This window comes from Bordetella genomosp. 11 (genome assembly GCF_002261215.1).
Taxonomy (GTDB): domain Bacteria; phylum Pseudomonadota; class Gammaproteobacteria; order Burkholderiales; family Burkholderiaceae_B; genus Bordetella_C.
The window spans coordinates 4,002,620-4,020,920 of the sequence record NZ_NEVS01000004.1 but is presented as its reverse complement, the minus strand read 5'-3'; the positions used below and the strand labels follow the sequence as shown (position 1 = coordinate 4,020,920).

Sequence of the window (18,301 nt, the reverse complement as noted above, 5' to 3'; positions counted from 1 at the left end):
GGGAGAAGAGAAATGGAAATGCATAAATCGGTGGCGATCGTGACGGGCGCCAGCCAAGGGATCGGGCGAGCGACCGCGTTGCGCCTGGCGCGGGACTTCGACGCCATTGCGCTGGTTGCGCGCAACCGCGCCAACCTGGACGACACCGCCGCGGCGGTGCGGGCGGCCGGAGCCGAGGCCCTGGTCATCGGCGCCGACCTGGCGGACCCGTCCGCGCCCGCCATCGTGGTCGATGCCACCGTGACGGCGTTCGGCGGTATCGACGCGCTGCTGAATATCGCGGGCGCGGTGCCTCAGATCGATCTGTTCGAGATGTCCGACCGGCAATGGGATGACGGCATGGCCTTGAAGCTGCATGGCGCGCGTCGGCTGACCATCGCTGCCTGGCCGCATCTGCGGACGTCGAAAGGGGCGGTGGTGCTGATGTCGGGAAATACCGCCGAACAACCGAAAGCCCCGTCCGCGGCGGTCGGGGCCATCAATGCGGCGATCGCTGCGCTGGCCAAGGCGTTCGCCGATCGCGGGATCGCGGATGGCGTGCAGGTCAACAGTGTCCTGCCGGGAGCCGTCATGACGGCGCGCCGCCGCGCCTTCCTGGAGCAATCGGCGCCACGGCGGAACATGACGCTGGAGCAAGCGATGGCGACCTTCCCGCGGGAGGCGGGGATCGCGCGATACGGCCAGGCCGAAGAGATCGCCGAACTGATGGCGTTCCTGGTTTCGCCGGGCGCGCGCTGGCTGACGGGCGCGGCGTTGCGCATGGACGGCGGGGAAGTCCGGACGGTATGACGCCACGGGGATGTGTCATGGGCGCCCGGCGATAGGGCGCCCGTACCGGGGTCTGGGCGGCCAGATCGGCCTTGTTCTGCAAATAGCGCGCGTAGCTTCTCAGTTATGCTACTGGCTATTTCAAAACATGTGAGGGAGGAGAACATGTCCCCTAATTTGCTCAACCGCCTGGGCCGCGTGCTGGCGTGCGGTGCGGTCGCGCTGGCCGCCCTGGCGCCTGTCGCCGGCCATGCCGCCGACAACTATCCCAGCAAGCCGCTGCGCTTCATCGTTCCCTACCCCCCTGGCGGTCCGCTGGATACGATGGCCCGCATGCTGGCCGAGAAAGTACGCGGCGACCTGGGCCAGCCGGTCATCGTGGAAAACCGCGCCGGCGCGGGCGGCAATATCGGCGCCGACCTGGCGGCCAAGGCGCAGCCGGACGGCTATACGCTGGTGATGGGCGCGGTGGCCACGCATGCCATCAATCCCTGGCTGTTCAAGAACCTGCCCTACGACCCGATCAAGGACTTCGCGCCGGTGACGATCGTGGCGTCGGTGCCCAATGTGCTGGTCGTCAACGTCGACTTCGCCAAGAAGAACCACATCAACAGCCTGGGTGATCTGATCGCCTATGCCAAGGCCAATCCGGGCAAGCTGAACTACGGCTCCGGAGGCAACGGCAGCGCGGGACATCTGGCCGGCGAACTCCTGAAGGCGCGCGCGGGCGTCAGCATCGAGCACATCCCCTATCAGGGCGCGTCCCCGGCCCAGTTGGCATTGCTGTCGGGCCAGTCGGACTTCATGTTCGATAACCTGGCGGCGTCCGCGCCCCTGATCAAGGACGGCAAGGTGAAGGCGCTGGCCGTGACGACCAAGGAACGTTCTTCGCTGCTTCCCGACGTCCCGACCGTCGAGCAATCCGGCGTCAAGGATTTCGACCTGGGCACGTGGTTCGGCGTGTTCACCACGGGTGGCACGCCGGCCGCCGTGGTCGACAAGTTGAACAAGGCATACAGCGCGGCGCTGATGCAGCCGGATGTACGCCAGCGGCTGCTGACCATGGGTTCAGAAATCAAGCCCATGTCGCCCACGCAGTTCGCCGACTTCGTGCGCAACGAGAAGAGCAAGTACAAGGAAATCGTCCAGGTCTCGGGCGCCAGCACGAACTGAACGACGACCGTTGCGCGTCCCGGGCGATCCCGCCCGGGCGTGTGATGGGCAGGCGGCGGCGCGCCGCGTGCCCATCCCGGCCGCTATTTGATGAAGTCCGGCTGCCTGGCCGGCGCCGCGCGCTGGAAGGCCGGCTGCGCGTCGCAATGCGCGTAGACCGCCATGGCGCGCGGATAGGCCGACATATCGCAGCCCATGCGTTGCGCGTTGGCGATCTGCGGCACCAGGCAGACATCGGCCAGCGTGGGCGCTTCGCCGAAGCAGTAGGGGCCGTGCCCATGACGGGCCAGCAGCCCTTCCACCGCCCGCATGCCGTCCGCCACCCAGTGCCGGTACCAGGCATCCTTCTGTTCCGCCGACACGCCCAGCACGTCGGTGAGATAGCGCAGGATGCGCAGGTTGTTGACCGGATGGATATCGCAGGCGATGACGCTGCTCAGCTCCAGCACGCGCGCACGCCGCTCGATGTCGCGGGGAATCAGCAGCGGCTCCGGATGGGTGCTGTCCAGGTAGTCGATGATCGCCAGCGACTGGCCCAGGTCCATCTCGCCATCGCTCAGCAGCGGCACGGAGCCGGACGGGTTCCGGTCCATGTAGTCTGCCGCGCGGTGTTCCAGCGTGCGGATGTTGATGGGCCGGTATTCCGGGTCCAGGCCTTTCAGGGCCAGCGCGATGCGGACCCGATAGGAAGTCGAACTGTTGAAGAAACTATAGAGTTGCATGAAGCCTGTTCCGTGTATTCCCTGACGGGCGTCATTCCGCCTTGATGCCGGCGCGCGTGACGACATCGCTCCAGCGTTTGGCGTCCTTGGCGATCAGGGCGGCGAATTCCTCCGGCGTGGAGGTGGCCGGTACCATGCCCTGGGCTTCGAAGGCGGTGGCCGTGGACGGCGCCTTCAGTGCTTCGGCGATCTGCTTGTTCATGCTGTCAACGATCGCGGCCGGGGTGCCCTTGGGCGCCAGCACGCCGTACCACATATCGACATCCGCACCCGCGAGTCCCGATTCGGTCAGGGTCGGTACGTCGGGCAACTGCGGAATGCGCTTGGGGCTGCCGGTGGCGATGGCCTTCAGCTTGCCTGCCTTGATCTGCGGCAGCGCCACGTGCACGGGCAGGAACATGTAGTCCAGCCGTCCCGCCAGCATATCGGTGACGGCGCCCGCCGTGCCCTTGTAGGGCACATGCAGCATTTCGGTCTTGCTCTGGTCCAGCAGCAGCGCCATGGCCAGATGGTGCGGCGTGCCGACTCCCGGCGTGCCGTAGGTAAGCTTGCCGGGCTGCTTGCGCGCGGCGTCTTCCAGCTGTTGCACGGTGTTCACCGGGTTGGACGGGTGGGTGACCAGCAGCAGCGTGCCCCAGGATGTCAGGCTGACCGGCGCGAAATCCTTGACCGGGTCGTAATGCAGCTTTTCCTTGTACAGCGGCTGGTTCATCACGAAGGTATTCACCGTGACCAGGAAGGTATAGCCATCGGGCGCGGCACGGGCGACTTTCTCCGTACCGATGTTGCCGCTGGCGCCGGCCAGGTTTTCCACGATGACCGATTGCCCGAGCGTCTTGGGCAAGGTGGCGGCCAGTTGCCGCGCCACCAGGTCGATGCCGGTGGCCGGCGTGAACGGTACGATCAGCGTGATCGGCCGGTCCGGCCAGGCGGCCTGGCTGACGGATGCCGTCGCGGCAAGAACCAGCGCGGCCAGGGCGCGAAACAGGGTTTTCATTGTTATCTCCTTGCGGGCGCGGTGTCTCGGCCGCGCCCGTCGGGTGGTACTGCGGGAATCAAAGGAAGGACGGCCGCGAGGTCAGCGTCGCGGGATCGAATCCGGCGACCTGTTTGTAGCGGTCCGAGATGGCTTGCAGTTCGTCGCGGCTGATCACGTCCTCGATACGCTCGAAGCGTTGGTCGTGAGAGCGCTCGTAGGCTTCCCGCAGGATGGCGTCCGGCGGATTGCTGCGATTGGTCAGGACCACCTTGGTGGTCGCCGCCACGCGCGCCTTGTCGTATTCCTGCAGCGCCGCCGGGGTCAGGCCCTGCTTCTTGAGCTGGCCGGCCAGGAACCGCGCGTCGATGATGGCCTGGCCCGCGCCATTGGAACCGCGCGGCACCATGGGGTGCGCGGCATCGCCCAGCAGGGTCATGCGGCCCTGCGTCCAGGTGGGCAGGGGATCCTGGTCCACCATGGGATATTCCAGCACCGAATCGGCGTTCTCGATCAGCGCGGCCACGTCCAGCCAGTCGAAATGCCAATCGGCAAAGGCGGGGAAGAAGTCTTCCAGGCGGCCCTGGCGGGTCCAGTCGCGCACCGCCGGTTCGGGCGATTCGATTTCGGCGACCCAGTTCACCAACTGGTTGCCTTCGGCATCGATGTTGTCGCGGATCGGGTAGATCACCATCTTGCCGATCGACAGCCATCCCGCGCGCACCATGCTGCCGCCGCTGAGGAAGGGCTTGCAGCGCGTGACGCCGCGCCACATGTTGACGCCGGAATAGCGCGGCGCGCCTTCGTTGGGATAGAGCTGCTTGCGCAATGCCGAGTGGATGCCGTCGCACCCCACGACGATGGCGCCGCGCACCGATGGACGCGCCTTGCCGGCGCCGTCCGTCATGTGTACGGTGACACCGTCGGCGTCCTGCTCCACGCGGACGGCCCGGTGGTCGGTCAGGATGCTATCGGCGCCGAGGCGCTGGCGCACGGCGTCCAGCAGGGCCATCTGCAGATCGCCGCGGTGTATGGAGTATTGCGGCCAGGCATATCCGGCCGCCTTGCCCGCCGGTTCGCTGTAGATGAACTGGCCGTGCCGCGTGAAGAAAATCGATTCCTTCGTATGCACGCCCAGCTTGTCCAGCGCGGGCAGCAGGCCGAGCTCGTCGAGCTCGCGCGCCGCGTGCGGCAGCAGGTTGATGCCCACGCCCAGCGGTTTGATTTCCGGAACGGCTTCGTACACCCGGCAGGCGATGCCTGCCTGATGCAGGCTCAGGGCCAGTACCAGGCCGCCCACGCCCGCGCCTACGATGATGACGTCGGTATCTTTCATGATTTACACCACCCGTGCGCGCAAGGTACCCAGACCATCGACCCCGCCTTCCATGAGGTCGCCCTTGACCACCGGCCCCACGCCTTCGGGGGTGCCGGTGTAGATAAGATCGCCCGGTTCCAGGCGGAAGTAGCGCGACAGGTAGCTGATGGTCTCGGCCACGGACCAGATCAGCTTGGACGTGTCGCTGCGTTGCTTGTCCTGCCCGTTCACCTTCAACCAGATGTCGGCCTTCGGGAAGTGGCCCTTGGCGGCGACGGGATAAAGCGGGCCGATCGGCGCGCTGTCGTCGAATGCCTTGCCCAGTTCCCACGGGCGACCGGCCTCGCGCATCTTCATTTGCAGGTCGCGGCGGGTCATGTCCAGCCCGACCGCGTAGCTGTGCACGTGGCCCAGCGCATCGTCCACCGCGATATTGGCGCCGCCCTTGCCGATGGCCGCGACCAGTTCGATTTCGTAGTGGTAGTTCGACGTTTCGGTCGGGTAGGGCAGGTTCAGCGTCTCGCCCTCGGCCACCGGCATGACGGCGTCGGCCGGCTTGCAGAAGAAGAACGGCGGTTCGCGGTCCGGATCGAAACCCATCTCGCGCGCGTGGGCGGCGTAGTTGCGGCCGACGCAGTAAACGCGGCGCACGGGAAAGCTATCGCCGGTTCCGGCGACGGGCACGGCGACGGTCGCCGGCGGAGCAAAGACGTAAGGCATGTGCGAAGAAACCTTAATTGGCAGGACAAAAAAATGGCGACCGACTACATCGCATGAAACCGTGTTCCCATGAAGGGAAGCGCGCAGCGCTTCGGGGGTGAGCCTTCCCCCCCCCCGCAAAAAACAGGTGCATCCAACCCGGGACGCCGAGGATCCGGCTCCGCCGGTCCTCCAGCGTCGCCCCCTTGAGGGGGAAGCGCGCAGCGCTTCGGGGGTGGGCTACCCTCTCTCTTCCCGCAGCAGGCCGAGCGCCGCCTGCACGGGGCGGTCGGAATAGCTGAACAGGATGGCGTCGTCCATGGCTGCCAGTTGTACCGGCTGCCAGGAGGGCGCCACGAAGACATCGCGGGGTCCGAAATGGAATTCCTGGTCGCCTACGCGCGCGGTGCCGCGGCCTTCCACCACGGAATACACGGTGGAGTCGGTGCTGCGATAGGTCTTGCCCTGGAAACCGGCCGGCAGGAATTGCATGAAGGTCGCCATGGTCGGCATCGGATAGCCGCCGGTCGCCGGATTGACATAGCGCAGCTTTACGCCGTCCCATGCATCCAGTTCGCCGTAGCGGTACAGCTGGTCCAGGGCCTCGCGGCTGCGCTCGTAGGGATAGTTGAAGATGGGCGAATTGCCGTTGGCCGGCACATGGCGCACAGGCGCCATGTTGTTGCCGAACCGGGCGAAGCTGTCGCCCTCGTGGCGCGTCACGGGCTGCGTGGCCGAGGGGTAGTTTTCGGCGAAGCCGGCATCCAGCATGCGCAGCAGCGGGATATCGAGTCCATCCAGCCAGACCACGGGCTCGCCGCCCTCGGCGGCTTCGATGTTGCCGTGATCGTGATAGGTCCACGACGGCGTGATGATGAAGTCGCCGGGATGCATGGTGGTGCGTTCGCCGTTCACCGCCGTATAGGCGCCGGAGCCTTCCACGATGAAGCGCAGCGCGGACTGCGTGTGGCGGTGGCTGGGCGCGATCTCGCCGGGCAGGATCAGCTGCAGGCCGGCATATAGCGTTTGGGTGATGCTGGCCTGGCCGGGCAGGCCGGGGTTCTCCAGGATCAGGACGCGGCGCACCGCTTCCTCCGCGCTGATCAGCGTGCCGGCTTCCATGACGTCGGCGCGCACGTCGTTGTAACGCCACATGGCAGGTACGCAACGTGGCGTCGGGGTGCGCGGTACCAGGTTATGCAGGGATTCCCACAACGGCGCCATGTTCTTGCGGGCGATCCGTTCGTAGTACGCGGCACGATCGGCGCGCGTCGATGTTCCTTCGGCCATGGCCTTGTCTCCTGAACGTTTTTTCGTATTATGTGAGCCGCGATATGCCTTCGGAAATGAATTTATCTTATTATCCATACATAAATATGTATGGCTGACGGGCACCCCATGGACTGGACCTACCGACTGCGCCTGCGCAACCTGAAGATGCTGCTCAGCCTGGCACAAACGCGCAATATCAGCCATTCCGCCGCGATGCTCAATACCACGCAGCCGGGCTTATCGAAATGGCTCAAGGACCTGGAAGACGACATCGGCCTGCCGCTGTTCGAGCGGCACGCGAGGGGGCTGCGTCCCACGCCTTACGGCGAAGCCCTGATCGCCCATGCGCAGCGCATCGATGCCCAGCTGGAGCGCGCCAGCGGCGATATGGCCGCGTTGCGCCAGGGCGGCGGCGGGCGGGTGGTGATCGGTGCGTCGGGCGCGTCGGCATCGGACACCGTGCCGCTGGCCGTCATGCGGCTGCTGGAACTGATGCCGCAGGCGCGCGTCAAGCTGGTCGAATCGACCATGGATCACCTGCTGGGCCAATTGGCGCAAGGCGAGCTGGATATCGTCGTCGGCCGCTCCGCGCCGGAGCATCACGACCCCGCCATTCTGTCGGAATCGCTGTATCTGGAGCCGGTCCACATGGTGGCGCGGCCGCGCCATCCGGTGTTCAATCTGCCGGCCATCGCATGGGAAGACCTGATGGCCTATCGCTGGATCGTCTGGCCCAAGGGAACGCCGATCCGCAATGCGCTGGATACGGCGCTGGCCGCCGCCGGCAAGACCATGCCCGCGGATCACGTGGAATCCAACTCGGTTACGGTGAACCTGACCCTGATCAGCAACAGCGATCTGATCGGCGTGGCCTCGCACCGCGCGGCGCTGCGGTTCACGCACATGAATGTCATGCGCATCCTGCCGATCCGCTTATCGGGCTTCGGCGCGGTCGCGATGTATTGGCGGCAGGAAACCTTCCAGCCCGTCGCCGTGGAAATGGCGCTGCAAAGCCTGCGCGACGTCGTGGGAGAACATCAGGGATAGCGACGCTGGCGGCCGCCATGACGGCTGGCATGCGGGCGCATCGATGACTATCGTGGCAAGGAGGAAAGGTCGTTATGTCCTGGGAACATTGGCTGGCCTTCGTGGCCGCTTCGGTCGTCCTGCTCGTCATTCCGGGGCCGACCATCCTGTCCGTCATCAGCTATTCGCTTGCGCACGGACGGCGCGCGCGCTGGCCGCTGGTCACGGCGGTGGCGCTGGGCGATTCCACCGCGCTGTGCGTATCGCTGCTGGGCCTGGGCGCCTTGCTGGCGGCATCGGCCTTCTGGTTTACGGTGGTGAAGTGGATGGGCGGCTGCTATCTGCTTTACCTGGGTATCCGCATGCTGCGCGCGGGCGCGGCGGGCGGCGCCGCCGCCGACGTAGCGCCCGTGCCGTTATCGCGCTGGAAGCTGTTCGCCAATACGTGGCTGGTGACGGCGCTGAACCCCAAGGGCATCGTGTTCTTCGTCGCCTTCCTGCCGCAGTTCATCGACCCGGGCCGCGCCACGGAGACCCAGATGTGGATCCTGGCGACGACGTTCGTGGTGTTGGCAGCGATGAATGCCAGTCTTTACGCGCTGTTCGCCGGTGCCGCCAGTCGCTGGCTGGCGGCACCGCGCGCGCGCCGCGGCTTTCATCTGGCGGGCGGATCGCTATTGTCCGTGGCCGGACTCTGGGCTTTGCTGGCCCGCCGGCCGTAACGCGCGATCGTATGTCGCGGCAACGGGATAAGGCGGGGAGCTTGCCTGCTCCCGCCTCGGCCTGTCGATGCGGGGACCGCGCCGTCGCTCAGTTGGCCGTGATGTGGGCCTTTTCCACGACGGCCTTGTAGCGCACCAGTTCGTCCTGCGTGTACTTCGCCAGCTGTTCGGGGCCCATGAACTCGGCTTGCGCGCCTTGCTCCGCGGCTTTTTTGCGGAACTCGTCGGTCTTCATGATTTTCTCGATTTCACCGGCGAGTTTGTCGACGACGGCCTTGGGCGTATTCGCCGGCGCGTACATCGCGAACCAGGACGACACCAGCAGGTCGGGATAGCCGGCTTCGGCCGCGGTCGGGACATTGGGTAGCGATTCCAGGCGGGTCTTGCCGGTGACGGCCAGCGGGCGCAGCTTGCCGGCGGCGATCTGGCCCAGCAGCGGCGGCGGCGTGGTGATCGTCATGTCGACCGAACCGCTGAGCAGATCGGCCAGGGCCGGACCCGTGCCCTTGTAGGGAATATGCGTGGTCTTGATGCCGGCCATCTGGTTCAACAGCTCGGTGGCGACCTGCTGCAGCGAGCCGTTGCCCGACGACGCGTAGTTCAGTTCGCCGGGATGCGCCTTGGCGTAGTCCACCAGCTCCTTCATCGATTTGATCGGCAGCGTGGGGCGCACCACGACGACCTGCGGCGCCGACAGCACGTTGGCGACGGGCGTGAAGGACTTGATGGGGTCCCAGTTCAAGCCGCTGGTGATCAGCGGCGTGATGACCTGATATCCGGAATATTGCAGCAGCAGCGTGTAGCCGTCGGGATTGGCGCGGCTCACGGCCTGCGCCGCGATGCTGCCCGATGCGCCGGGCTTGTTTTCCACGACCACGGATTGTCCAAGCGCCTGGGCCAGCGGCTGGGCGATCAGCCGCGCCGCGATGTCCGTCGTGCCGCCGGGGGCGGCGGAGACGATCAGCGTGATCGGGCGGTCGGGATAGGCGGCGCCGGCGGCCAGGGGCGCGGCGGCCATGGCGGCAAGGCCCGCGGCGGCCAGCAGGCGGCGCAGGGATGTGGTCAGGGTGCGGTCATGCATGTCGATGTCTCCGTCTTGTTGTGCGGGATGATGGCGGGTACTGCGTCGCCGGTACGATGAAGCGTCGGTCCGCGATGCGCGCGGCGTTGCCGCGCGAAGCCGGTACCGGTTGGGTGCTGATGTGGAAATGATGCCGATTCAGTGCCGAGATAATTTCGATTCGATGCCGATGCGGTGCTGATGCGGTGCTGATGTGATGCCGATGCGGTGCTGATGCGATGTGCGGACGCGGCTTTCTATCCGATGATTCCGGCGGCGCGCAGCGCGGCGCGCTGTTGGTCGTCCACGCCGGCCTCGCGCAGTACGGCATCCGTGTCCTCGCCCAGGGTGGGTGCGCGATCGCGCACCGTGCCGGGATTGCCGGACAACAGCGGAAAGACGGCCGGCATTTCGACCGCGATGCCGCTGGCCGATTCGACTGTCACGATCGCCTGGCGCGCGCGGTAATGCGGATCCTGCGCGATGTCGGCCACGCTGTAGATGCGTCCGGCCGGCACGCCCGCTTCGCGCATCGCGTCCAGCACCTGGTCGATGGTGCGGCCGCGCGTCCAGGCGCCGATGGCGGCATCGATTTCCTCCACGCGGGCGACGCGGCCGTCGTTGCGGGCCAGCGCGGGATCGCGCGCCAGGTCCTCGCGGCCGATGCGCGACATCAGCCGCGTATAGATGCCGTCGCCGTTGCCGGCGATGAGGACGAATCCGTCCTCGCAGGGATAGGCGTTGGACGGCGCGATGCCCGGGAGCGCCGCGCCGGCGGGTTCGCGCACCGCGCCGAACACGGAATATTCCGGCAGCAGGCTTTCCGTCAGGTTGAAGATGCTTTCATACAGCGCCGCGTCGATCACTTGCCCGGTGCCGCCGCGCGCGTCGCGCTCGTACAGCGCCAGCAGCACACCCAGCGCGCCGTGCAGCCCGGCAATGGTGTCGCCCAGCGACACGCCGGCGCGTACCGGCGCGCGGCCCGGTTCGCCATTCAGGTAGCGCAGGCCGGCCATGGCTTCGCCTATCGCCGCGAAGCCCGGTTCACCGGCCTTCGGGCCGGTCTGCCCGTAGCCGGAAATGCGCAGCATGATCAGGCGCGGGTTCAGCGCATGCAGTTTTTCCCAGGACAGGCCCCATTTCTCCATGGTGCCCGGGCGGAAATTCTCGATCAGCACGTCGGCTTCGGCGGCCAGCAGGCGCACGATGTCCTGCCCTTCCGGCTGGCGCAGGTCGACGCAGACGGATTGCTTGTTGCGCGATTGCGCTTCCCACCAGACGGACGTGCCTTCGTGCAGCATGCGCCATTTGCGCAAGGGGTCGCCCACGCCGGGCGGTTCTATCTTGATGACCTGGGCGCCGAAGTCGGCCAGTGTCTTCGCTGCGAACGGGCCGGCGATCAATTGCCCCAGTTCCAGCACGCGGATACCCGCGAGAATTTGTCGTGCCATGTCTCCTCCCCGCGTACAGCCGTCAGGGACCGACAGTGTGCCGTGGGAAGGGAAGCCCCGGGAATGATGCATTCGCCAAAGGGGGTTTCCGGAAACGAGAAAGCCCCGGCCGCGTGCCGGGGCTGGCGGACCGCGGGCCCGCCGCCAGGCGCGCAGGCCATGGCGGCGGCCGAGCGGCGCCTGTACGTAGCGCGTTCTACCCGCTTCAGTCGACCTTTTTCGCCTCGGCGATGATAGCCGCCGCGACGGCGGCCGGATGGCTCAGCATGGCGACATGGCTGGACCGCACGTGGGTGACCGTCGCGCCGATGGCGGCCGCCATCCTGGCCTGCGCGGCGGGGTCGATCATATGGTCGAGGTCGGTCACGACGAAGGCGGAGGGCTTGTTGTGCCAGGCAGCCTTCGAAACCTTATCGTCCAGGGCGCTTGCCGCCCAGGGGCCCTGCGTGGCGGCGAGCACCCGGGCCGACGCCGCGGGCAGGTCCTGCGCGAATTGATGCAGGATTCCATTCGTCGACAGGGTCAGGAAGCCGCCGGAATCCTTGCGCAGTTCGGGCGCCCATGCGGGGGCGGGCGCGCCCCGCATCAGATCGTTGACCGATTGACCGTTGTCCGGCGCGAGGGCGGCGACATAGACCAGGGCTTTTACCTTGTCGTCGTTGCCCGCTTCCGTGATGACCGAGCCGCCCCAGGAGTGTCCGACCAGGATGACCGGCCCCTGCTGCGCGTCGATGACGCGGCGTGCCGCCGCGGCGTCGTCGGCCAACGAGGTCAGCGGGTTCTGGACGGCCACGACGTGGGCGCCGTGCGCTTCGAGCAGGGGGATGACCTTGTTCCAGCTGGAACCGTCGGCGAAGGCGCCGTGCACCAGCACGATGTTCTTGCCTTTCAGGTCCTGCGGCGGGGGTGCCGCGTGCGCGGCCGCGGCCGCCAGGGCGCCGCCCAGGAGCAGGGCGGAAAGGGATTTCTTCAGCTGGGTTTTCATGATGCTATTCTCGATGCGGTTCAAGGAGACGCCAGCTTGACGCATGGGCCGGAATAAATGCATCGGATGAACATCCGATGCCCGCCCATTCCTTCCATGGCTGCGACCCGCGCGGCGTGTGGGGCGGGCGATACGGAGTATTCGCGGATGGACGCGCGTAGCGACCATATCCCGGTTTTCGACGGCATACGGGCATTGGCCTTCATCGGCGACCTCAGCATGGGACAGCCGACGGACCACTCGCCACGCGTGGCATGGCTGGCCTGCCGCATCGCGCGCGCGGCGGGGTGGAGCGCCGACGAGCGGCACGCGGTGCAGGAGGCGGCCTTGCTGCGATGGTCCGGCTGCACCGCCAATGCGGGGGACGTCGCCAACGTGCTGGGCGATGACATCGCCAGCCGCGAGGCGATGCTGGCGATGCGTCCGGGGTGGTCGGCGCCGCTGGCGCGGCACGGCGGGGCGGTGGCCCTGCGTCCCCTGGCGGAAATCCATTGCGAGGTAGCGGCCCAGGTCGCCGCGATGCTGCGGCTTTCCACCGCCGCGCAGGACATCCTGCGCAATACGTTCGAAAGCTGGGATGGCGGCGGCCTGCCGGCGGGCAGTGCGGGCGCGGCGGTGCCGCGCGGCCTTTTCGCCGTCACTTTGGCTGGCGACCTTGATGTACTGGCCCGCGTATATGGCATGGACCGGGCGCGCGAGATGATCCGGGGCAGGGCCGGCGGCGCCTATCCGGCCGACCTGGCGGACATCGTCCTGGCCCAGGCCGGGCAGTGGATGCGGGAGCTCGATGCATGGGAAGGATCGCGCCCACCCGGCCCGGCGTCGGCCGTCGATGCCCCGGACGGCAACCCTGCGGCCGCCGATGCGGATGGCGATGCGGCGGATGGCTTGCCGCCTACGCCCGCCTCGCTGCGGCCCGCATCGTTGGAACTGGTCGCCGATATCGTCGACCTGAAACTGCCGTGGATGACGGGCTTTTCGCGCGGGGCCGCGACGGCGGCCGCTGTCTGTGCCCAACGGCTCGGGGCGGGGGAAGAGATCGTCCGGGCCGTTTACCGCGCCGGGCTGGTACATGGCATCGGCCGCGCCGCGGTGCCGAACGCCGTCTGGAATACCCCGGGCCGGCTTTCCGCCCAGGCCTGGGAAAAAGTGCGACTGGTGCCATACTGGACGGCGCGTGCCGGCAGGCAGACCGGTTCGCTGGCGGATGCCGCGGAGCTCGGTTCGCACGCCTATGAGCGTGCCGACGGCTCAGGCTATTTTCGCTCGATCGGCGCGCCGGCCATCGGTCTGCCCGCCCAGATCCTGGCGGCGGCGGTGGCCTGGGTCGCGCTGCGGTCGCCGCGGCCCTGGCGCGTAGCCATGGCCGACGAAGCCGCCACCGCCTGCCTGCGCGACGAGGCGGATCGCGGACGCTTCGACCGCCGTGTCATCGAGGCGCTGGTTTCCATCCATGCCGCCGACGGCGTGGACTCGCCGAAGGCGTCCACCGTCCTCGCCGGCATCGATGCGGCGTCACGCGCTGACAGCGCCTTGCTGACCCATCGCGAACGCGATGTGTTGCGCGCCATCAGCCTGGGCGCCACCAACAAGGAAGCCGCGCGCCAGCTGGCGCTAAGTCCCAGCACGGTGCGCACCCACGTCGAAAACGCCTTTCGCAAGCTGGAGTGCTCGACCCGCGCCGCCGCCACGTTGAAGGCGACGGCGCTGGGCCTGCTATGAGAAAGTCAGCCGGCTATGAGAGGGTCAGCCGGCCAGAGGGTCAGTCGGCCAGAGGGTCAGTCGCCCAGAGGGTCAGCCGGCCGCGCGCAGCTGTGCCAGCAGCATGCGCGAGGCCAGGGTCAGCGTATCCACGTCGCGCACGCCCAATAGCAGCCAGCGCCGCGTCCAGTCGTCGGTAAGCGGGATCAATCGCAGCTGCATGGAACGCGCATGCGGTTCGGCCGCGATGCGCGGCAGCACGCCCACGCCGCGCGTGGCGACCACCATGCGGCAGATGGCGTCGAAGCTGCGGACCTGGATGCGCAGTTTCATGGCGGTATCCAGGCTTGTGCAGGCCTGCGCCAGCAGGCTGGCCAGCGATGTGCTGGGCGGCAGCCCGACATAGTCGTATTCCAGCGTTTCGGCGAAGGCCACGCTGGCGCGCGTGGCCAATGGATGACTGTCGGGCACGACCAGCATCAGTTCGTCGCGCTTGTACGGAAAGGTCTGCAAGCCCGCTTCGGGCGTGTGTTCGCCGAAGATGCCGATATCGGCGCGGTTCTCGACGACGGCGGCGACGATCTCGCTGCTGTTCTGTTCTTCCAGGTCGATGCGCACGGCAGGATGTTCCGTCATGAAGCGCGACAGGTCATCCGGCAGGAATTGCGTGATGGAAGACGTGTTGGCGGCGATCCGCACCTGGCCCCGCACGCCTTGCGCGTAATCGGATAGCGTGCCCGCCATCTGGTCGACTTCCTGCAGGATGCGGGTGGCGTGCGCCAGGCAGGCCTGGCCGGCATCGGTAAGCTCCACGCCGGCCGCCTTGCGGAACAGCAGCGGCGAGCCCAGTGCGGCCTCCAGGTCGGAAATCCGCTTGCTGGCCGCCCCCACCGCCAGCCGCGCCTGCCGCGCGCCGGCCGATATGCTACCCAGCCGCGCGACGGAAGCGAACAGCGCGAGCGTGACAAGATCGATGCGGGCAAGATTCATATCAATTCCTCCACGCGCGTAGCACTCCCATCACCCACCTCGTGACACTGCGGACCCGACTCCGCCCACCGACGTGCCGCGCGCCCGGAACGGGAAAGCGCATAGCGCTTCGGCGCAGGAACAACCCACCACAGCCCCGCGCAAAAAGCAGGTGCCCCCGACCGGGGACGCCGAGGATCCGGCTCCGCCGGTCCTCCAGCGTCGCCCCCTTGAGGGGGAAGCGCGCAGCGCTTCGGCGCAGGAACAATCCACCCCAGCACCGCGCAAAAAACAGGTGCATCCGACCGGGGACGCCGAGGATCCGGCTCCGCCGGTCCTCTGGCGTCGCCCCCCTGGGGGGGAAGCGCGTAGCGCTTCGGGGGGGGGTCACTTCATCCAGCCTTTGGACAGCTCGACCGCCTGGCTCCAGCGGCGCAGGCGCGCCTCGCGCTGGTCGGCGGACCAGGCCGGCTCGAAACGGCGCTCCGCCTCCCACTGCGCGGCGAAGGCGTCCATGTCGGCCCAGAACCCCACCGCCAGGCCGGCCAGGCCCGCCGCGCCGCGCGCGGTGGATTCCGAGACGCGCGGCCGCACGACGGGCACGCCGAGCAGGTCGGCCTGCATTTGCATCAGCAGGTCGTTGCGGGCCGCGCCGCCATCGACGCGCAGTTCGGACAGGTCTATGCCGCAGTCGGCCTTCATGGCCGTCAGCAGTTCGGCGCTTTGCAGGGCGATCGATTCCAGGGTGGCGCGCGCGATATGGGCGCGGGTGGTGCCGCGTGTCAGGCCGACCAGGGTGCCGCGCGCGTAGGGATCCCAGTGCGGCGCGCCCAGCCCGGCGAAGGCGGGTACCAGGAACACGTCGTCCGTGTCGGCCACGCTGCCGGCCAGCGCTTCGACGTCTTCCGAGCGCTGAATGATGCCCAGGCCGTCGCGCAGCCATTGCACGGCGGCGCCGGCCACGAATACGCCGCCTTCGAGCATGAAGGTGGGCGTCCAGGCGGGCCCGCCGCTGGCGAAGACCTGCGCGTCGGCCGTATCCTGCGCCGGGGCCGGCAGGCCCCAGCCCACCGTGGACAGCAGCCGGTTGCGCGAGGCCACCGGCTTGTCGCCGACGTTCATCAGCATGAAGCAGCCGGTACCGTAGGTGTTCTTGGCCATGCCGGGCTTGAAGCAGGCCTGGCCGAAGGTGGCGGCCTGCTGGTCGCCGGCCACGCCGGCGATGGGAATGGCACCGCCGAACCACTGCGGCAGCGTCTCGGCGACCACCGCGCTGCTGGGCGCCACCGTGGGCAGCACCGAGCGGGGAATGTTCAGGCATTCCAGGAGCTCGTCGCTCCAATCCTGGGTATGGATATCGAACAGCAGCGTGCGCGATGCATTGGTGCAATCCGTGCTGTGGACCTTGCCGCCGGTCAATTGCCAGACCAGCCAGGTGTCGACGGTGCCGAACGCGATCTCGCCGCGTTCGGCCGCGGCGCGCGCGCCCGGTACGTTGTCCAGCAGCCAGGCCAGCTTGGTGCCGGCGAAATAGGCGTCCAGCACCAGGCCCGTGCGCTGTTGCAGGAAGTCGGCGCGACCTTCGCGCCGCATGCGGTCGCAGGCCTCGGCCGTGCGCCTGTCCTGCCAGACGATGGCGTGCGCCAGCGGGCGGCCGCTGGCGCGGTCCCAGATCAGCGTGGTCTCGCGCTGGTTGGTGATGCCGATGGCGGCGACGTCGGCGGCGGTCGCCCCGGCGTTGTGCAAGGCCTCGCGCGCAACCTCCAGCTGGCTGCGCCAGATTTCGCCGGCGTCGTGCTCGACCCAGCCGGGATGCGGGTAGTACTGTCGGAACTCGCGCTGTCCGACCCCGCGCGCCCGGCCTTCGCGGTCGAATACGATGGCGCGCGAGCTGGTCGTGCCCTGGTCCAGGGCAAGAATGTATTCATTCTTCATCGCTGGTCTGCGCCTTCTGTCCGTTGAGTTGACTGCCGGCCGCCGGATCCAGCCGGCGGAAGGAGAAAAACGAGGCCCCGCACAACAGGCCCACCACCAGGAAGCCGGCGACGATATCGGCGATGCTGGCGCGTTCGGAGCCGCGCAGGGCCATGCTGACATTCAGGGTGACGGCCGCCACGCCCACGCCCAGGCTGACGCCCAGCTGTTGCGCCATCGCCGCGAAGCTGCTGGCCCGGCTCATTTTGTCCGGGCCGATATCGGCATAGGTCAGCGCGTTCACGCCGGTGAACTGCAGCGAACGGAAGAAGCCGCCGACGAGCAGCACCAGGATGATCAGCCACGAAGGCGTGTCCGGCTGGAACAACGCGCACACGCAGATGAATGCCCCCGTCAGCACGGCGTTGACGGTAAGCACGCGCCGGAAGCCGTAGCGGCGCACGATCGGCGTGGCGACGAATTTCATCAGCAGGGCGCCGGCCGCGCTGGCGAAGGTAATCATGCCGGCGGCAAACGGCGTCAGGCCGAAACCCACCTGCAGCAGCATGGCCAGCAGGAAGGGCGTCGCCCCCACCGAAAAACGGCAAAGGTTGCCCGCCAGGGTCGAGATCTTGAAGGTGGGGATGCGCATCAGCGACAGGTCGATGATCGGATGCGCGGCCTTGCGCGAGTGATGCACGTACCAGAAGCCGCTGAGCAGGCCGATGACCACCACGCCCAGGGCGTGCGCATTGCCGGCGGCGTCCTGCCCGACGGCCTCGAAGCCCCCGACCAGGGTGGCCATGCTGATACCGCTGAGCACGAAGCCCAGCCAGTCCAGGCCGGGCACGTCTTTTTCGCGGATTTCCTGGATATACCGCAGGATCAACGCGATGCCCAGCACGCCCATGGGCACATTGATCAGGAAGATCCAGTGCCAGGATGCATAGGTCACCAGAAAGCCGCCCAGCGGCGGGCCGATCACCGGCCCCAGTAGGGCGGGAATGGAAAGGAAGGACATGGCCTTGAGCAGGTCTTCCTTGGGTACGGTGCGCAGCAGGATGATGCGTCCCACCGGCACCATCATGGCCCCGGCTATACCCTGGGCGACACGCGACAGGATCAGTTGCGCGACCGTTTGCGACAGCGCGCAGGCCACCGAGCTGAGCGTGAACAGGCCGATGGCGGCGATAAAGACGCGGCGCGCGCCGAAGCGGTCCGCCGCCCAGCCGCTGACGGGAACGAACACGGCGGCCGCCAGCAGATAGGAGGTGATCGCGACGTTCAGCCGCACCGGCGTGGAATCCAGCGACGCCGCCATGGCAGGCAGCGCGGTGGCGACCACGGTCGCGTCCAGCATCTGCATGAACAGGGCGCAACCTACGATGAAGGGAATCATTTTGGCCGCCCGCAAGGCGGCGGGATCGGCGAGCGGGGGGACGGAGGCCAGCGTTTTGGTGGACATGTCGGGGGAGGGCGGCGGGGTGCCGGGTCATTGTAACGCCGCGCTTTCGGCTGCCCTGAAGTAAACTGCCGGGTAACGCA

General features: G+C 67.5%; 16 protein-coding genes. 5 read left to right on the top strand and 11 right to left on the bottom strand.

Annotation, left to right across the window (positions count from 1 at the left end):
• Positions 1-12: 12 nt before the first annotated feature.
• Entirely contained in the window at positions 13-789 is a 777-nt protein-coding gene (locus CAL28_RS25680; RefSeq protein ID WP_254926231.1) for an SDR family oxidoreductase, read from the top strand.
• A gap of 144 nt (positions 790-933) precedes the next feature.
• The gene (locus CAL28_RS25675; RefSeq protein WP_094843934.1) at positions 934-1,941 is read left to right on the top strand and encodes a Bug family tripartite tricarboxylate transporter substrate binding protein; all 1,008 of its coding nucleotides are present in this window, start codon (positions 934-936) and stop codon (positions 1,939-1,941) included.
• 83 nt (positions 1,942-2,024) lie between these two features.
• Here the strand turns inward: CAL28_RS25675 and maiA are convergent, their stop codons facing one another.
• The 5 genes from maiA to gtdA all read right to left on the bottom strand — a co-directional run bounded on the left by maiA (position 2,025) and on the right by gtdA (position 6,946).
• Positions 2,025-2,663, bottom strand: a complete 639-nt coding sequence (maiA, locus tag CAL28_RS25670; RefSeq protein ID WP_094843933.1) for a maleylacetoacetate isomerase — start codon at positions 2,661-2,663, stop codon at positions 2,025-2,027.
• 31 nt (positions 2,664-2,694) lie between these two features.
• On the bottom strand, positions 2,695-3,660 hold the full coding sequence (locus CAL28_RS25665; RefSeq protein ID WP_094843932.1) for a tripartite tricarboxylate transporter substrate binding protein: 966 nt from the start codon (positions 3,658-3,660) through the stop codon (positions 2,695-2,697).
• 58 nt (positions 3,661-3,718) lie between these two features.
• Positions 3,719-4,975 (bottom strand): flavin-dependent oxidoreductase, encoded by a 1,257-nt coding sequence (locus CAL28_RS25660; RefSeq protein ID WP_094843931.1) that lies wholly within the window; start codon positions 4,973-4,975, stop codon positions 3,719-3,721.
• A gap of 3 nt (positions 4,976-4,978) precedes the next feature.
• Positions 4,979-5,677 carry a fumarylacetoacetate hydrolase family protein gene (locus CAL28_RS25655; protein WP_094843930.1) on the bottom strand — a complete coding sequence of 233 codons (699 nt, stop codon included), beginning with the start codon at positions 5,675-5,677 and terminating at the stop codon, positions 4,979-4,981.
• A 219-nt stretch (positions 5,678-5,896) separates the two neighbouring features.
• A complete protein-coding gene (gene gtdA / locus CAL28_RS25650) occupies positions 5,897-6,946 on the bottom strand; it encodes a gentisate 1,2-dioxygenase (RefSeq protein WP_094843929.1) in 1,050 nt (349 codons plus the stop codon).
• Between the two features lie 108 nt (positions 6,947-7,054).
• Here gtdA and CAL28_RS25645 point away from each other — a divergent pair, with 108 nt between their 5' ends.
• Both CAL28_RS25645 and CAL28_RS25640 read left to right on the top strand, forming a co-directional pair.
• Positions 7,055-7,975: a LysR family transcriptional regulator gene (locus CAL28_RS25645; protein ID WP_094844867.1), complete on the top strand. Its 921-nt coding sequence runs from the start codon at positions 7,055-7,057 to the stop codon at positions 7,973-7,975.
• A 74-nt stretch (positions 7,976-8,049) separates the two neighbouring features.
• Positions 8,050-8,676 (top strand): LysE family translocator, encoded by a 627-nt coding sequence (locus CAL28_RS25640; RefSeq protein WP_094843928.1) that lies wholly within the window; start codon positions 8,050-8,052, stop codon positions 8,674-8,676.
• An 88-nt stretch (positions 8,677-8,764) separates the two neighbouring features.
• On the opposite strand, the gene CAL28_RS25635 is transcribed toward CAL28_RS25640, so the two are convergent.
• The 3 genes from CAL28_RS25635 to CAL28_RS25625 all read right to left on the bottom strand — a co-directional run bounded on the left by CAL28_RS25635 (position 8,765) and on the right by CAL28_RS25625 (position 12,172).
• The gene (locus CAL28_RS25635) at positions 8,765-9,757 is read right to left on the bottom strand and encodes a Bug family tripartite tricarboxylate transporter substrate binding protein (protein ID WP_094843927.1); all 993 of its coding nucleotides are present in this window, start codon (positions 9,755-9,757) and stop codon (positions 8,765-8,767) included.
• Positions 9,758-9,993: 236 nt separating this feature from the next.
• The gene (locus tag CAL28_RS25630; protein WP_094843926.1) at positions 9,994-11,187 is read right to left on the bottom strand and encodes a CaiB/BaiF CoA transferase family protein; all 1,194 of its coding nucleotides are present in this window, start codon (positions 11,185-11,187) and stop codon (positions 9,994-9,996) included.
• A gap of 205 nt (positions 11,188-11,392) precedes the next feature.
• Complete coding sequence (locus CAL28_RS25625) at positions 11,393-12,172, bottom strand: alpha/beta fold hydrolase (RefSeq protein WP_094844866.1); 780 nt, start codon at positions 12,170-12,172, stop codon at positions 11,393-11,395.
• Positions 12,173-12,319: 147 nt separating this feature from the next.
• Between CAL28_RS25625 and CAL28_RS25620 the strand changes: the two genes are divergently transcribed.
• A complete protein-coding gene (locus CAL28_RS25620; RefSeq protein ID WP_094843925.1) occupies positions 12,320-13,894 on the top strand; it encodes an HD domain-containing phosphohydrolase in 1,575 nt (524 codons plus the stop codon).
• A gap of 72 nt (positions 13,895-13,966) precedes the next feature.
• Here the strand turns inward: CAL28_RS25620 and CAL28_RS25615 are convergent, their stop codons facing one another.
• From CAL28_RS25615 to CAL28_RS25605, 3 genes are all read right to left on the bottom strand, one after another.
• On the bottom strand, positions 13,967-14,863 hold the full coding sequence (locus CAL28_RS25615; protein WP_094843924.1) for a LysR family transcriptional regulator: 897 nt from the start codon (positions 14,861-14,863) through the stop codon (positions 13,967-13,969).
• Between the two features lie 366 nt (positions 14,864-15,229).
• Entirely contained in the window at positions 15,230-16,777 is a 1,548-nt protein-coding gene (glpK, locus tag CAL28_RS25610; protein WP_094843923.1) for a glycerol kinase GlpK, read from the bottom strand.
• Positions 16,767-18,155 (bottom strand): DHA2 family efflux MFS transporter permease subunit, encoded by a 1,389-nt coding sequence (locus CAL28_RS25605; RefSeq protein ID WP_094844865.1) that lies wholly within the window; start codon positions 18,153-18,155, stop codon positions 16,767-16,769. Before CAL28_RS25605 ends, glpK begins: the two co-directional genes overlap by 11 nt.
• Positions 18,156-18,301 lie beyond the last annotated feature (146 nt).

Coding starts and splice junctions, on each gene's coding strand:
- CAL28_RS25645 (WP_094844867.1), top strand. CDS start 7,055: ATGGACTGGACCTACCGACTGCGCCTGCGCAACCTGAAGATGCTGCTC.
- CAL28_RS25640 (WP_094843928.1), top strand. CDS start 8,050: ATGTCCTGGGAACATTGGCTGGCCTTCGTGGCCGCTTCGGTCGTCCTG.
- glpK (WP_094843923.1), bottom strand. CDS start 16,777: ATGAAGAATGAATACATTCTTGCCCTGGACCAGGGCACGACCAGCTCG.
- CAL28_RS25675 (WP_094843934.1), top strand. CDS start 934: ATGTCCCCTAATTTGCTCAACCGCCTGGGCCGCGTGCTGGCGTGCGGT.
- CAL28_RS25620 (WP_094843925.1), top strand. CDS start 12,320: ATGGACGCGCGTAGCGACCATATCCCGGTTTTCGACGGCATACGGGCA.
- CAL28_RS25655 (WP_094843930.1), bottom strand. CDS start 5,677: ATGCCTTACGTCTTTGCTCCGCCGGCGACCGTCGCCGTGCCCGTCGCC.
- maiA (WP_094843933.1), bottom strand. CDS start 2,663: ATGCAACTCTATAGTTTCTTCAACAGTTCGACTTCCTATCGGGTCCGC.
- CAL28_RS25605 (WP_094844865.1), bottom strand. CDS start 18,155: ATGATTCCCTTCATCGTAGGTTGCGCCCTGTTCATGCAGATGCTGGAC.
- gtdA (WP_094843929.1), bottom strand. CDS start 6,946: ATGGCCGAAGGAACATCGACGCGCGCCGATCGTGCCGCGTACTACGAA.
- CAL28_RS25625 (WP_094844866.1), bottom strand. CDS start 12,172: ATGAAAACCCAGCTGAAGAAATCCCTTTCCGCCCTGCTCCTGGGCGGC.
- CAL28_RS25680 (WP_254926231.1), top strand. CDS start 13: ATGGAAATGCATAAATCGGTGGCGATCGTGACGGGCGCCAGCCAAGGG.
- CAL28_RS25630 (WP_094843926.1), bottom strand. CDS start 11,187: ATGGCACGACAAATTCTCGCGGGTATCCGCGTGCTGGAACTGGGGCAA.
- CAL28_RS25615 (WP_094843924.1), bottom strand. CDS start 14,863: ATGAATCTTGCCCGCATCGATCTTGTCACGCTCGCGCTGTTCGCTTCC.
- CAL28_RS25665 (WP_094843932.1), bottom strand. CDS start 3,660: ATGAAAACCCTGTTTCGCGCCCTGGCCGCGCTGGTTCTTGCCGCGACG.
- CAL28_RS25635 (WP_094843927.1), bottom strand. CDS start 9,757: ATGCATGACCGCACCCTGACCACATCCCTGCGCCGCCTGCTGGCCGCC.
- CAL28_RS25660 (WP_094843931.1), bottom strand. CDS start 4,975: ATGAAAGATACCGACGTCATCATCGTAGGCGCGGGCGTGGGCGGCCTG.